The organism is Collinsella sp. An7 (genome assembly GCF_002159335.1).
Lineage (GTDB): Bacteria > Actinomycetota > Coriobacteriia > Coriobacteriales > Coriobacteriaceae > Coprousia.
Map to the genome: position 1 here is coordinate 165,062 of NZ_NFHP01000005.1, position 13,864 is coordinate 178,925.

The following is a 13,864-nucleotide window of genomic DNA, read 5'->3' on the forward strand; positions in this document are numbered from 1 at the left end:
GCCGCATGAGCTCCGGCGTTAGCCGGGACAAACGAAAAGGCGCACGCCTGTGGCCAGCCACCATGACCCCCTAGGGTAATCCTGGCCGCGGGGCCGATGGTAAGATAGGGAGAAACGCAGCAGAAAGGAAGCCATGAACCAGCGCATCAATCGCCCCGCACTTTCTCTGGGCAACCATATCTACCTCTACCAGCTTCTCAAAACGGCCCTCGGCACCGGCAAGCAGACGTTTCTCCCCGCTGTTGAGGAGGCGCTTGCGGCCGAGCAGTTCACCGCCGAAGATCTTGGGCTTGCCGACACGCGAGCGCTCCTTGAGGAGCTGAGCGACTTCATCGACCTTAAGGTCTTTAAGGGCGGGCGCATCTACGCCACCGTCGTGGCGCAGCCGGCGTGGGATGAGGCACTCGCAGCGGCGAGCAGCACCGAGAAGGAGAGCGCAAAGGTAGGCGGCAAGTCTTGGAAGCGCAAGAAGTCCGATAAGAGCCTGCGCCCGGTCAGGCCGCGCCGCGTTAAGCGGGCAGAGCCCGAGGCCGACAAAGAGATTGAGGCGGTAGCCGAGGAACCGGTAGCTCCCGAGGACGCTGCCGCGAACGACGCCGCGCAACCCGTTACGCCCGCGAAGCCCAAACCAGCTGCAGAAGAGGCCGCGTCTACCGGCGTGGAGCCGACCAAGGGTAACGCCGACGGCGTGGAGGTAGCCACCACTGAGACAGAGGACGTGCCGGCCGTGCCGTCGCCTGCCATGACGGAACCGGCACCCGAGCCCCTCGCGGCTGAGGCCAACAAAGAACCCCCTCTCCCCTCCGATGCACAAGGCGACAACACGTCCGACGAGCCCACCGCGGTATACCCCATCTCGACCCCGCACATCTCCCTCACCGTGGTCTACGACCCGGGCGCCGAGGACGATACCGAGCTTGCGCAAGATGAGCAGAAGCCGGATGCGCCGGAAGCCGAGCAAACGGCTGGCAAAGCGAACGAACGTAACGCGCACCGCGAGACAATGGAGCATACCGATTCGGGCACTGCCTCGCCTACTGATACACCCAAAACCGCCACGCACCCCGTGCCGCAGCCGACGGTCAATCCCGCCGCTGCGAACGCACCGGCAAGCGCGCCGACATCCGACAAGCCGTCCCCACAGGCAGCAGCGCCAACAACCACCGCGGAGCCGGAGCCTGCGGCGCCCCGTCCCGAGCCCGCGCCCGAGCCCGCCCAACGCGAGGCTCCCGCCCGAGCGGCACGCCCGAGCGCTCCCGTCGCCGACTACCCGGTCGACTTCGCGCGCGAGGTCTATTGCCCCGGCGACCTGCTCGTTGCGCTCACACACCTACTCCCCTATGGCGCCGATGTCCTAGGCATCCTGAGCGCGTACTTTGACATCGCCAAGCTCGCGGGGACGATCGAGGGCGGCCGCACCCGCGCGACCTTCCCGGCGGGCTACATCCGCGACGGTGAGCGGCACGAGGTGGGCGTCACCATCAAGAAGCGCACCGGCAAAGCGGCAGCCGGATGTCAGACGTGGGCGATCGCGGCAGTCGAGCACGACGCCGAGTAGCACACGACACCGATACCAAACAAAGCCGGGCGGCACTCCACAGAGGATGTGCCGCCCGGCCTCTATTCGCCGAACTTTTTACTCGCGCAGACCCTCGTCCTACTCCTCCAGCGCACGACGGGCGAGCTCAAGCCCGCCCAGGATGCCCTGGTTGCCCTCGAGCGAATTGTTCACGATGTAGGAATCGAGGTCATCCATCTCGGGCGTTACGAGGTACCCGTTGAGGTACTCGGCGACCTTCTTGCGCGCGACCTGAACGATGGGCGTGTGGTCGGCCACGCCGCCGCCGATGATGACCTTCTTGGGCGCATAGCAGAGGATAAAGTCCATGAGCGCCTGACCGAGATAGCCACCCAGCAGGTCCATGGCAAAGTCGTCATCGGCAAGCTCGCCGGCACTCTTGCCGCCCCAGCGCTTTGCCACGCCCGGCCCGGCAACGAGCCCCTCGAGGCAGTTGGCGTGGAAGGGGCAGCCCGACTCGCCCTCGGGCATGGGGTCGCGCGGGTCGCGGGTCAGCAGAATATGCCCCGCCTCGGGGTGCAGCATACCGTGGATGAGCTTGCCGCCCACCATCACGCCCGCACCCACGCCGGTGCCGATGGTGAGGTAGAGCACGTCCTCAAGGCCCTTGGCACAACCGAAGGTGACCTCACCCAAGCAGGCGATGTTGACGTCGGTGTCGTACCCCATGGGAATATCAAAGCTCGACTTGAGCGTACCCAGCAGGTCAAAGTCGCGCCAGGCGAGCTTGGGCGTCGTGAGAATCTGGCCAAAACGCGGAGAGGCCGGATCGACTGCTGTCGGGCCAAAGGCACCCACACCGAGCGCCTTGATTCCCCGATCGGCAAACCACTCTGCGCACGCGCGCACGGTCTCCTCGGGCGTGGTGGTGTCAAAGCGCCCGCGCTCGACGATCGTCCCGTCCGCATAGCCCGTTGCACAAACCATTTTGGTTCCGCCCGCCTCGAGCGAACCCAACAGAACCTGATCGGACATCTCTGCTCCCCTCGACGCCGCAGGATTGTGAAATCGTTCTCAGGATAGCACAGCCGACCGCAGCTACCTGCGGCGCTTGGGACAAAGTGGCATCTTGCTGCATTTATCGCCCAAGCGCAGCGTGCGCAAAGACTGGGAGGTAGGCGACGACCGAGCATCCCTGGGCAGCAGACGCCACGCAAGCGCGTGTAGGCTGCCCGACGCCTGCCGCCCCTTACGCCGCCGACCCGCTAGTCGCGCGTAAGCTTACGGTGGATGCGGTGCGGACGGGCCGCGTCCTCGCCCAGACGGGCCACGCGGTTCTCCTGATAGGCGGCAAAGTTGCCCTCAAACCAGTACCAGTTGCCCGGGTTCTCATCGGTCCCCTCCCACGCGAGGATGTGCGTCGCCACGCGGTCGAGGAACATGCGGTCGTGGCTGATGACCACGCTGCAGCCCGGGAACTCCAGCAGCGCCGCCTCGAGCGAGGAGAGCGTCTCGACGTCGAGGTCGTTCGTCGGCTCGTCGAGCAGCAAGAGGTTGCCTCCCTGCTTGAGGGTAAGGGCGAGGTTCAGGCGGTTGCGCTCGCCGCCCGAGAGCACGCCGGCGCGCTTCTGCTGGTCGGAACCCTTAAAGCCAAAGCTCGCCACGTACGCGCGGCTCGGGACCTCGGTCTCGCCCACGAGCATCTTGTCGGTGCCGCCCGACACGACCTCCCAGAGGGACTTATCGGGATCGATGCCCGCTCGCCCCTGGTCGACGTACGAGATCTTGACCGTCTCGCCGAGCTCGATGGTGCCCGACGTGGGCTGCTCCTCGCCGATGATCATCTTGAAGAGCGTCGACTTGCCCACGCCGTTGGGGCCGATGACGCCCACGATGCCCGCGCGCGGCAGCGTAAAGGAGAGGTCGTCGATGAGCACGCGGCCGTCGAACTCCTTGTGCAGATGCTCCACCTCGAGCACCTTGGCGCCCAGGCGCGGCCCCACCGGAATGCGGATGTCCGTCCAGTCGAGCTTCTGGCTCGCGCGGGCCTCCGCCTCCATCTCCTCGTAGCGGGCGAGACGCGCCTTGTTCTTGGCCTGGCGCGCCTTGGGGCTCGAGCGAACCCACTCGAGCTCAGACGCCATACGCTTGGCGAGCTTGGCGTCGCGCTGGCCCTGCGCCTCGATGCGCGCGGCCTTGGTCTCGAGATAGGTGGAGTAGTTGCCCTTGTAGGGGTAGAGGTGCCCGCGGTCGACCTCGCAGATCCACTCCGCCACGTTATCGAGGAAGTAGCGGTCGTGCGTGACAGCAAGCACAGCACCCTGGTAATTCTTGAGGAAGTGCTCGAGCCAGAGCACCGACTCGGCATCGAGGTGGTTGGTGGGCTCGTCGAGCAGCAGCAGGTCGGGGGCCTCGAGCAACAGCTTGCAGAGGGCCACGCGGCGACGCTCGCCGCCGGAAAGCACCGAAACCGGCATATCGGAGTCGGGCAGCTGCAGCGCGTCCATCGCCTGGCCGAGCTTGGAATCGATATCCCATCCGTCAGCCGCGTCAATCTCATCCTGCAGGCGGCCCATCTCTGCCATGAGCGCGTCAAAGTCCGCGTCGGGCGCGGCCATCTCCTCGCCGATCTGGTTGAAACGCTCGACCTTGGCAAGCAGGTCCCCAAAGGCCATGCGCACGTTCTCGATCACCGTCTTGCTGTCGTCGAGCGGCGGCTCCTGCTCGAGCAGACCTACCGTGTAGCCGGGCGTGAGGCGTGCCTCGCCATTAGAGACCTCCTCCTTGCCCGCCATGATCTTGAGCAGGGTTGACTTGCCCATGCCGTTGGGGCCGACAACGCCAATCTTGGCGCCCGGATAGAACGAGAGCGTCACGTCGTCCAGGATGACCTTGTCACCATGGGCCTTGCGCGCCTGGTACATCTGGTAGATGAACTCTGCCATGTAGAACTCCCTCCATCGCCGCGGGCCCTCCCCCGCAGCGCGCCGTATGCGTCTTGCTGCGCTTCATCGTCTCAGGTAGCAGGCGGTAAGGCGAGAGCTTCGCGCATGTTTCCATCGCGAAACCACCACTTCGACCCCCTCTCATGATAGAACGTATATTCGTCAAACACAAGTTCGATTTTCGGAGATTTTGGATTGCAGGTCTGATAGAATCGGGTCACGGCATTCGAGACGGGAGGTGGCCGACATGGGTCATGAGAGCACAACGGCAGAGACGGCCTATTCACGCCTTGAGCTGGTGTGGGGCACCCCTGCCCTCGAGCGCCTGCGTGCCGCGACCGTGATGGTACTCGGTTGCGGCGGCGTGGGTTCCAACTGCGTTGAGGCGCTTACGCGCGGCGGTATCGGGCGGCTCATCCTCGTTGATGGAGACGAGGTTGCACCGAGCAACATCAATCGGCAGGCCATCGCCTTTCCCGCAACCGTCGGGCGGCGCAAGGTGGAGGTCATGACCGAGATGGTGCGGGCCATCAACCCCGTTGCGGAGGTGGTGGCCTTTGACCGCTTTGTGCGCGCTGAGGACGTCGAAGGCCTCATGAGCGAGGCGCTCGATGCGGTGGACGGACAGCTCGACTTTGTGGTGGACGCCATCGACACCGTCTCTGCCAAGCTCGCCCTCGCCCAATGGGCGGAACACACGGCAACGCCGTTCATTGCGAGCATGGGAGGAGCCAACAAGCTCGACCCCAGCCAGCTGCGCATCTGCAGCATCTTTGACACAGCAAACGACCCACTGGCCCGCACCATGCGCAAAGAATGCCGCAAGCGGGGCATTTGCAAGCTCACCGTGCTCTCCTCGTTTGAGCAGCCGCGCACACTACCCGTGAGCGGAGCCACAATGGGCGAGCCCGACGCCGAAGGACGCCGGCCGGTGCTTGGAACAGCCTCCTACCTGCCGCCGATCATGGGGCAGGTAATCGCGGGGCACGTCATCCGCACGCTTGTGAGCGCCGTTGTTGATGGAGAGCTCTGATGGACGCGGGTACTCGGCAGTTCCCCCTCGTGGATATGCACTGCCATCTCGACCGCATGACAAATGCCCGAGATGTCGCACGCGGCGCAGCGAAACGCAACATCGCCATCTTCTGCACCACGGTCACGCCGCACGATGCCGAGCTGGCAAGAGGCTTTCTGTCCGATATGCCGAACGTCCGCGTGGGGGTCGGCCTCCATCCGTGGTGGCTCTCCGACGGGCGCTGCGGAGCGGCGGATATCGAGCGTGTCTCCCAGCTCGCTGCGACTAGCCCGTACATCGGAGAAGTCGGGCTCGACTTTGGCAAGCGCGGTGCCGTCACACAGGCAATCCAGCTGGAAGCGTTTGGACGCATCGTGCGTGCGATAGCCGAGCACCCGCTCCGACGGCGCGTTGCCTCGATCCACGCGATCCGCTCTGCTTGCGCGGTGCTCGACATACTCGAAGAGACGGGGGCAGCCGGACCGGGCGCTCCCGCAGGCACCTGTTGCATCTTCCACTGGTTCTCGGGGACTTCGGACGAGCTCGCCCGCGCGCGAAAGCTCGGCTGCTGTTTCTCGGTGAGCGAGCACATGCTCAAGAGCAAGCGCGGACGAGAGTACGCCCGTCAACTCCCTCTAGACCGCCTGCTGCTGGAAACGGACGCGCCGCCCGGTCTTGACGCCCCCTACAGCGCCGAGGCCCTCGAGGCATCGCTCACGCGGGCGCTTGCGGGCATCGCGGAGCTTCGGGGCATCAACGCGGCGGAGCTGGGCCCGCTCATCGCGCGCAACAGCCTCGCGCTCCTCGAGTTGACGGGTTGGGCGTAACCAGCACCCGCGCCGCGCGGGCAGCGGACCGGTGGCGCCCCGCGACGCCCCAAGACAGGGGCCGCCGTGCGCCGCGCTTGGAGAGCGACCTGCGCGGCGCCGCTACCGCGCCGTCCCGAACCGCTCGGGGGCGACGGTGAGCAGGTCGTCAACCCGGTCGATGATGGCGTCGGCCGCATCCTGGGAGAAGCCGAAGCGCTCCTCGCGCTTGGCGAACACGGTGAGCCCGGCGCGCTTACCGGCGGTGATGCCCGGCACGGAGTCCTCCACGCAGCAGCACGCCTCGGCGGGAAGGCCGAGCTTGCGCAAGGTGTGCAGGTAGATCTGGGGGTCGGGCTTGCTCTCGGTAAAGTCCGCCCCCGAGACGATCACCTCGAAGGCGCCCGCGAGGTCGCAGGCCGCGAGCACCTCGCGGATGTTATCCAGGGGCGACGAGGAGGCGAGCGCCACGCGCACCCCGCGCTCGGCAAGGCCGGCAAGGCACGCGTGCACCCCGGGGTTCAGAAGCGCGCCGTAGTCGCACGGGTGCTCGGCCGCCCACGCGTTGTAGGCGCGAGACGCCTCGGGGATGGAGAGGCGCCCCTTGCCCGCACGCTCGAGCCAGTCCACCATCATGCGGAGAAACGCCTGCGTCGACTGACCGACCTGCGCGTTCAGCTCCTCGTCGGTCACGCCGATGTCGAGCTCGTCGGCAAACGCGCGCAGCTCGTCCCAGTAGTGGCGCTCGGTATCAACCAGAACGCCGTCCATGTCGAAGATGACCGCCTGAAAGGGAAAGCTCTCGGTCACGGGTCCTCCTTGGTTCTCGCTTGCGCACGGCGCGGCGGCGCGGGGCATCCGTCCGCTCTCTAGTCGAGCAGCTCCTCGACCACCAGCGCGATGCCATCCTCGTTGTTGGAGGCCGTGACGCGATTCGCCACTGCCTTGGTCTCGTCCACGGCGTTTGCCATGGCGACGCCCGTCCCGGCCCACTCGATCATGGCGGCGTCGTTCTGGCCGTCGCCGAAGGCCATCACCTCGGACGCGTCGATACCGAGCTTGGGGAGCGCGCCGGCGAGCGCGCGGGCCTTGTTGATGCCCGGCGCCATGAACTCGAAGTAGAACTCCGCAGTGAACATCCCCGAGAGACGGTCGCGGAAGGGGGCGTACATCTCCTCCCAGTGCGCCTGAAGGTAGTCGCCGCTCGCCGCGGTGAGGATCTTGTCCTGGGGCCTCTCGCACACCTCGGTGAGGTCTCGCACCTCGCGGATCATGAGGTCGCAGGCGTCGCGCTCGTACTTCACGATGTTGAAGGGCGCGCCCTTGAAGGTGATGTCGCAGCGAAAGGCGTCCTCCACGTAGAGGTAGGGGCCGTCGGTCACCCAGGTGATGACGTCGAAGTTTCGCAGGTGGGCGATGAGGTCGCGCATGTCGTCGACCGCCATGGGCTGGTCGAAGAGCACCTCGTCGGTCTCGGCGTCGACCACGTGCGCGCCGTTGAAGGCAACGAGCATGCCGTGGTAGCGGTCGAGCTCGAGCTCGTGGGCGAGCTTGCGCAGCCCCTGCACCGGCCGCCCCGACGCCAGGATAACGCGGATGCCCCTCTCCTGCGCGCGCATGAGCGCTTCGCGGGTGCGGGGCGTCACCACCTTCTCGTCGTTGGTGAGCGTGCCGTCGATATCGAGTGCGATCGCCTTGATGGCCATGCCGTTTCCCCTCTGTTGCAGGTGCACACGGCTGCCATGGTACCACGAGAAGGTCACGACACCGTAAGGGATGCGGCGCCGGCGCATGCCACCGCCCGGGCAAGCGGCGAAGCGAGACGAGGGAAAGAGGATGCACGATATGCGGAGAGCCGCGGTCGACGCATCCCGGCGGGCACCCTCCTCTCATTTGATGCAGGATGGTCCATGATGGGGCCGTGTTCAGCCCCATCATGGACCATCCTGCATCAAATGCGCGAGACATGCATAAGACACGAGAGCGGCCGCGGGTGACAGACGGGCAAACGGCGTAGCGCGGCCCCATCGGCCACGCAGGCGCATCCGACACCCCACAAGTCACCGAGCGCAGGGCTCACTCCGCGCGCCCTCGCCCCCGCGCGGAGCGCGACCGCGCCAAGCGCTGCGCAAAGCCCTCGTCCAAGAGCTCGTCAACGCGGTCCACGATGATATCGGCCTCCTCTTGCGAGAAGCCGAAGCGCTCCTCGCGGCGCGCCACCACGGTCAGGCCGGCGCGACGACCCGCCGTGATGCCCGGTACCGAGTCCTCGATGCAGCAGCACGCCTCGGCAGGAAGGCCAAGCAGGTGCAGCGCGTGCCGATAGATCGCGGGGTCCGGCTTGCTCGCAACAAGTTCCGCCCCCGAGACCACCACCTCGAAGGCGCGCGAGAGGCAGCACGCGCCAAGGACCTCGCGAATGTTGGACCTCGGCGACGAGGAGGCCAGCGCGAGGCGCACGCCGCGGTCGGCAAGGCCCTGCACCGCCTCGCGCACCCCAGAGAAAAGAAGCGAGCGGTAGTCGCACGGAATACGGTCTCGCCACAACCGGTAGCGACGCTTCGCCTCGGCCACCGAGAGCGTGCCCGCCCCCAGCGCCTCGTACCAAGCGACGAGCGTCTTGTCAAAATGCTGCTGCGCGCACCCGATGAGCCCGCGCAGCTCATCGTCGGAGACGTCGAGGCCGTGCTCGCGCACGAAGCGAGCGAGCACCTCTTGGTAAAACGCCTCGGAGTCGACGATCACGCCATCCATGTCGAAGATTACGGCCGCAAAGGGAAAAGCTGTAGCCATGGTCTCGATACCCTTCCACCCCGCACGCGCGGAGTGCACCGAGAGCCGTTCGCACCGAGATGGAGATTGCCGGCGCACCCGGCAACCAGAGGGCTCCGGCAGCTACATCGCGAACGTGTACCGCGAGCCGATGATGTACTGCCGGCCGACGTAGAGCGGACGACCCGCCTGGTCGTGGTAGCGCCCGAGAAGATAGAACAGGGGCTCCCCCACCGGCACCTTGAGCAGCGACGCCAGACGTTCGTCGGCGAGCATGATCGAGAGCGACTGCGGGCTCTCGCGCACGGCGTGTCGCCCCGTGCGCTCCACGATCACCTCAAAGAGCGAGCGGTTATCGAGCTCCTCGGTTTCGAGAAACTCAAGGCCCTCGAAGGGGAAGAGGTTCGACTCCACCATAATCGGCGCGCCGTCGGCCGTGCGAACCCGTTCCACGGCAATGACCTTGCTGCACGCCCCGTCAAAGAAGGCCCGCTCCTCGTCGGGCACCTCCTCGCACGAGCGCGACAGAAGCACCGCCCCCGGCACGAGCCCGTTGACCCGGCACGATTCCGAGAACCCCATCACGCGCGTGCTGCGGTCGTCGCGAATCTTGCACGGCGGCCCCGGATGGCACACAAACGTTCCCTTGCCCTGACGCTTGGCGAGAAGACCCTCCTCAACCAGAAGTTCGATGGCCTTGCGCACGGTGATTCGGGAGACCGCGTAGAGCTGGCTCAGCTCCGGCTCGGGCGGGATGCGCTGACCCACGTGGTAGACATCGTTCTCGATGGACGCGCGCAGATCGTTTGCAACCTGCTGGTACAGCGGAACGGAAGAATCCCCCTGAATCTTGGCGGACATCTCCGCAACCTCCCTCGGTGACGATCAACTCTGACTGATACATTATATGACGATTTGCCCATAGCGGCGGCGGGGCACCCAAATGGTCGCACCCCACCGCCGCACGTTCATCTTGGCTGATCTGTCAGCCGCCCGCTAGGCGAGCACGCCCGTAAAGGCGCCGAGCACGCCGACCACCATCGTGATCACGATGAGCACCATGGGGCTCACCTTCTTGCTGAGCGCACCGTAGTAGAGGCCAAGCGCCACGAGGGCCAACGTGCCGGGCAGAATGCCGTCGAGAACGCTCTGGATCGTCTGGACGCTGTCACCCTGACCAAACTCGATCGGAATGGAGACCGAGGTCATGGTGACCGTCATGGCGCCGATGACCATCACGCCGATGATGCCCGCCGCATAGATGACCTTGTCCATGAGGCCGCTCTCCTGCGCCTTGGTGAGGAAGGAGACGCCGAGCTCGTAGCCCTTGTGCGCGCCGACGATGCGCGTAAGGAAGGTCGGGATGTTGTAGATGAGCAGGAACGCGATGGGGCCGAACGGGTTGCCGGCAATCGAGAGGCTGATACCCACCGCGGCGGCGATCACGCGAAGCGTACCCAGGAAGAGCGAGTCGCCGATGCCCGAGAGCGGGCCCATGAGCGCGGCCTTGACCTGGTTGATGGCCTCGGGCTGCATCTCCCCCTTGGCAACGCGCTCCTCCATCGACGCCACCACGCCGCCCACGAACGGGGCAAAGTACATGGTGATGTTGAAGAACTCCAGGTGACGCTTGAGTGCCTCCGAATATCCCTTGGGATCGTTCTTGTAGATCTTCTTCAGCAGCGGGTTGAGCATGAGGCAGAAGGGCACGCTCATCTGCTTCGGGTAGTTCCAGGAGTACTCCATGCCGAGGGCGCCCGGATTCACCGCCATGCGGGTGAGGTCCTGTTTGGTGATAGTCTCCCGGGCGGAGTCCTGTATCGCCTGGTCGTTCATCTTAGAAGTCATCGTCATCGCCTCCATCTACACCCGCGGCCGCACCGGCAACCATCGGGCGCTCATCGAGGAAGTCGAGCTTCTCGATCGCGATGACGACGGCGAAGATGGCGACAGCGAGAACGGAAAGGTTGAGGTAGGCCGCCAGCGCGAAGCCCGCCACGAAGAACGGGATGAGCTTCTTGTTGACGATCATGCGCATGAGCATAGCGAAGCCCATGGCGGGAAGGATACCGGCGGCGATGCCGAGCCCGTCGAACACAAACGACGGCACGGAGTTGAGGGCCGCGGTAACCGCGTCGGACCCGAGGTAGAACGCAAAGAACGTCAGTGTGAAGGTCCAGATGGTCTTGCCAAAGAGGCCGAGCAGCACGTAGGTGAGCTTGATCTTGCCGTCGTCGCCCTCCTCGGCGCCACGATCGGCCAGGGGCAGGATGAGCGGCAGCACCGCATAGAACACGTTCTTGATGCCGAGGGCCGCAAGGCCGATGGGCATGGCGAGCGCATAGGCCGCCTCGAGACCGGAGCCGGTGGAGATGGCAAACGCGGTCGCGAGCACGCCGCCGGTGATGACATCGGGCGGAATGTAGGCACCGACCGAGATGGCGCCCATGAACAGCAGCTCGAGATTCGCCCCGATAACGAGGCCCGTTTGAAAATCGCCCAGCACCAGGCCCACGAGCGGACCGAGTACGATGGGACGCTGGATATAGCTGGTACCGAGCGCGGTGTCGAGCGTGCCGAACGCCGCGACCAGGCCGACCAGCAATGCCTGCATCAGCATGGCTTCTCCTCTCTATCGATTGGTTTCAACGCGGGGAACAGAACCGTGGTAGGCGAGACGCGGCCGGGCGCGGGGAGATTGCGCGACCCGGCCGCTCCGGAAGGCTAGAGCAACGGGATCACGTTGGTCTTGCTGTCCGCCGCCATGGGGCGGATCTCGCATTCAACGCCGCGCGCATCGAGCTCGCGCAGCATCTCGATCTCATCGGGCTCCAGGAAGATCTGGCGGCTCACCTGCTTGGTGGTGGCGCTCTCCTTGGTGTTGCCCAGGTTGATGCTCGTGATCGCCGGGCAGCCGTCTGCGAGGCGCTTGGCGTCGGCAATGGTCTGCACGACCACGATGAGCTTGTACTTGTCGGTGACACCGCTGTTGATGGCCGCAATCGAATCGTCGATGTTCTTCATGACGAGCTTGCAGCCCGCCGGCTTGCCGAGCTTGAGGGTGGTCTTCCACACCGGGTCGTTCACCACTGTGTCGCTCGCCACCAGGATGCAGTCGGCACCGATGCCGTTCACCCACGAGACGGCGACCTGGCCGTGCAGCAGGCGATGGTCGACACGCACGAGTTTGATCATGAGGACCCTCCTTTCGTCTAGAATTCCTCATCCTCATCTGCAGCGGCGCTCAACTCGTCGTTGCAATAACGGGGCCTGATATCGTCCGAGGCGAGCACCGTGCGAATCAAGGCGGCGGTATCCGGCTCGGGAGAGAGAAACAGGGCGATGAGCATCGGCAGGTTCATGCCGGCGATGAGATGGACCCGCGGGTGGGCGGGCAGCGCGTTGAGGAACTCGTTGTTCACGCTGCCACCGAAGATATCGGTGCACACCACGATATCCACATCCGCGGGCTCCCGATCGAGGGCATCCCTAACAAGCGCGTGGACATCGTTCGCGCCGTCAACGAAGGCGCATACCGCCTGGACACCCTCCTGAGCGCCGAAAACCAACTCGAGGCTCTCGCGGATACCCGCCGCGAAATGCCCATGGGTGGCCAGGATGAAATGCCGCATGCCGGACACCTCCCCTACCCGCTAGTACGAGAACTGACGATAGTAGCGGCGATAGGCGAGATTGTGCTTGGTCTCGGTCTCGTAGTGCTTGGACAGGCGCTCATGCAGCGTCGCGGCGGCGATCATGGGCGACACGAGCGGACGGAACTCGGGATCGAGGCCGTCGATGGCGAACTCGGCCGTATCGATCACGGCAAACTTGTCCGTGTACTCGCGGCAGAACTTCTCGACGCGGTTGTCGAGCTCGCGGCACTCGTCCTCGCCCTTGGTGAGAATCACGGGAACGCCGGGCTCCACCAGCTCGAGCGTTCCGTGGAAGAACTCGGCCGAGGTGACGGCGCGGGTGCGAATCCACTGCATCTCCTCCAGCACGCACATGGAGAAGAGCACGTTCTCGCCCCAGAGGGCGCCAGAGGCGATGAAGATGGTGTAGGGCTCGTGCGCGAAGGCGCGGGCGATCTCCTCGGCGCGCGGCTCGAACTTGATGCGGATGTCCACGAGGTCGTGGAAGATGTTCTTGGTCTGGGCCATGAAGTCATCGTAGCGGTCAAAGTCTCCGCGCAGGTTGAGAAGGCGCAGCGCGAAGGCGTCGAAGAGCAGATAGGTAAAGTCGCAGCGGCCCGTGGCGACCGGGGCGGAGATGACCTTAGTGGCAAGCTGGCCGAGCGGGGTCTCCTTGCGCGTGAAGGCGACGACGCGGATGCCCTGCGCCACCAGGTTGTCGACCGCCTTGACGATCTCCTTGGTGTCGCCCGACGCGGAGGCCGTCACCACAAGGGAGTTCTTCTTGAGGCGACGATGACCGAGCACGTTGAGCTCGGCGGCGTTTACCAGGTGAACCTCGACCTCAGAGTACTTGTTCATGAAGTAGCGCACCATATCGAGCTCGTCGTAGGTGCCGCCGATGCCGAGCAGGAAGATGTTCTCGTACCCCTCGGCGTTCACCTCGTCGGCGACGGCCTTGGCCTCGGCGCAGGCCGCGACCGTGGCGTCACCATCGCGCAGGTACTCGTCGATGTCGAACTTGGACAGCTGGATGGTCTCGAGTTCTGCCATAGTGTTCCCTCCTTGGAACAAGTCGTTATATGACGATATGGACTATAGCAAGAACTCGAGAATGAAACGTCTTATAACATCATACTTCCGGTGAACGGTAGAAAACGGACGGCAGACGT

At 65.0% G+C, this 13,864-nt stretch carries 14 protein-coding genes; 3 read left to right on the forward strand and 11 right to left on the reverse strand.

Annotation, left to right across the window (positions count from 1 at the left end; all coding sequences use genetic code 11):
• Window positions 1-133: 133 nt before the first annotated feature.
• Complete coding sequence (locus tag B5G20_RS07205; RefSeq protein ID WP_087356234.1) at window positions 134-1,558, forward strand: hypothetical protein; 1,425 nt, start codon at window positions 134-136, stop codon at window positions 1,556-1,558.
• 99 nt (window positions 1,559-1,657) lie between these two features.
• On the opposite strand, the gene B5G20_RS07210 is transcribed toward B5G20_RS07205, so the two are convergent.
• Window positions 1,658-2,554 carry an ROK family protein gene (locus B5G20_RS07210; RefSeq protein WP_087356235.1) on the reverse strand — a complete coding sequence of 299 codons (897 nt, stop codon included), beginning with the start codon at window positions 2,552-2,554 and terminating at the stop codon, window positions 1,658-1,660.
• A gap of 230 nt (window positions 2,555-2,784) precedes the next feature.
• A complete protein-coding gene (ettA, locus tag B5G20_RS07215) occupies window positions 2,785-4,464 on the reverse strand; it encodes an energy-dependent translational throttle protein EttA (protein WP_087356236.1) in 1,680 nt (559 codons plus the stop codon).
• A 247-nt stretch (window positions 4,465-4,711) separates the two neighbouring features.
• Between ettA and B5G20_RS07220 the strand changes: the two genes are divergently transcribed.
• Window positions 4,712-5,497: a tRNA threonylcarbamoyladenosine dehydratase gene (locus B5G20_RS07220; protein WP_087356237.1), complete on the forward strand. Its 786-nt coding sequence runs from the start codon at window positions 4,712-4,714 to the stop codon at window positions 5,495-5,497.
• Entirely contained in the window at window positions 5,497-6,306 is an 810-nt protein-coding gene (locus B5G20_RS07225) for a TatD family hydrolase (RefSeq protein WP_087356238.1), read from the forward strand. The genes B5G20_RS07220 and B5G20_RS07225 overlap by 1 nt, the downstream gene beginning before the upstream one ends.
• A 102-nt stretch (window positions 6,307-6,408) precedes the next feature.
• Here B5G20_RS07225 and B5G20_RS07230 read toward each other — a convergent pair whose 3' ends face one another.
• The 9 genes from B5G20_RS07230 to B5G20_RS07270 form a co-directional block, all read right to left on the reverse strand.
• Window positions 6,409-7,095 (reverse strand): HAD family phosphatase, encoded by a 687-nt coding sequence (locus B5G20_RS07230; protein WP_087356239.1) that lies wholly within the window; start codon window positions 7,093-7,095, stop codon window positions 6,409-6,411.
• 59 nt (window positions 7,096-7,154) lie between these two features.
• Window positions 7,155-7,991 carry a Cof-type HAD-IIB family hydrolase gene (locus B5G20_RS07235; RefSeq protein ID WP_087356240.1) on the reverse strand — a complete coding sequence of 279 codons (837 nt, stop codon included), beginning with the start codon at window positions 7,989-7,991 and terminating at the stop codon, window positions 7,155-7,157.
• Window positions 7,992-8,361: 370 nt separating this feature from the next.
• Window positions 8,362-9,078: an HAD family phosphatase gene (locus B5G20_RS07240; RefSeq protein WP_087356241.1), complete on the reverse strand. Its 717-nt coding sequence runs from the start codon at window positions 9,076-9,078 to the stop codon at window positions 8,362-8,364.
• A gap of 102 nt (window positions 9,079-9,180) precedes the next feature.
• Window positions 9,181-9,918: a GntR family transcriptional regulator gene (locus B5G20_RS07245; protein WP_087356242.1), complete on the reverse strand. Its 738-nt coding sequence runs from the start codon at window positions 9,916-9,918 to the stop codon at window positions 9,181-9,183.
• Window positions 9,919-10,053: 135 nt separating this feature from the next.
• Window positions 10,054-10,911, reverse strand: coding sequence for a PTS system mannose/fructose/sorbose family transporter subunit IID (locus B5G20_RS07250; RefSeq protein WP_087356243.1), 858 nt, complete (start codon window positions 10,909-10,911; stop codon window positions 10,054-10,056).
• Window positions 10,895-11,677, reverse strand: coding sequence for a PTS sugar transporter subunit IIC (locus B5G20_RS07255; protein WP_087356244.1), 783 nt, complete (start codon window positions 11,675-11,677; stop codon window positions 10,895-10,897). Before B5G20_RS07255 ends, B5G20_RS07250 begins: the two co-directional genes overlap by 17 nt.
• Before the next feature lie 104 nt (window positions 11,678-11,781).
• Window positions 11,782-12,252 carry a PTS sugar transporter subunit IIB gene (locus B5G20_RS07260; protein ID WP_087356245.1) on the reverse strand — a complete coding sequence of 157 codons (471 nt, stop codon included), beginning with the start codon at window positions 12,250-12,252 and terminating at the stop codon, window positions 11,782-11,784.
• 17 nt (window positions 12,253-12,269) lie between these two features.
• Window positions 12,270-12,689 (reverse strand): PTS sugar transporter subunit IIA, encoded by a 420-nt coding sequence (locus B5G20_RS07265; protein ID WP_087356246.1) that lies wholly within the window; start codon window positions 12,687-12,689, stop codon window positions 12,270-12,272.
• 21 nt (window positions 12,690-12,710) lie between these two features.
• Window positions 12,711-13,745, reverse strand: coding sequence for an SIS domain-containing protein (locus tag B5G20_RS07270; RefSeq protein ID WP_087356247.1), 1,035 nt, complete (start codon window positions 13,743-13,745; stop codon window positions 12,711-12,713).
• Window positions 13,746-13,864 lie beyond the last annotated feature (119 nt).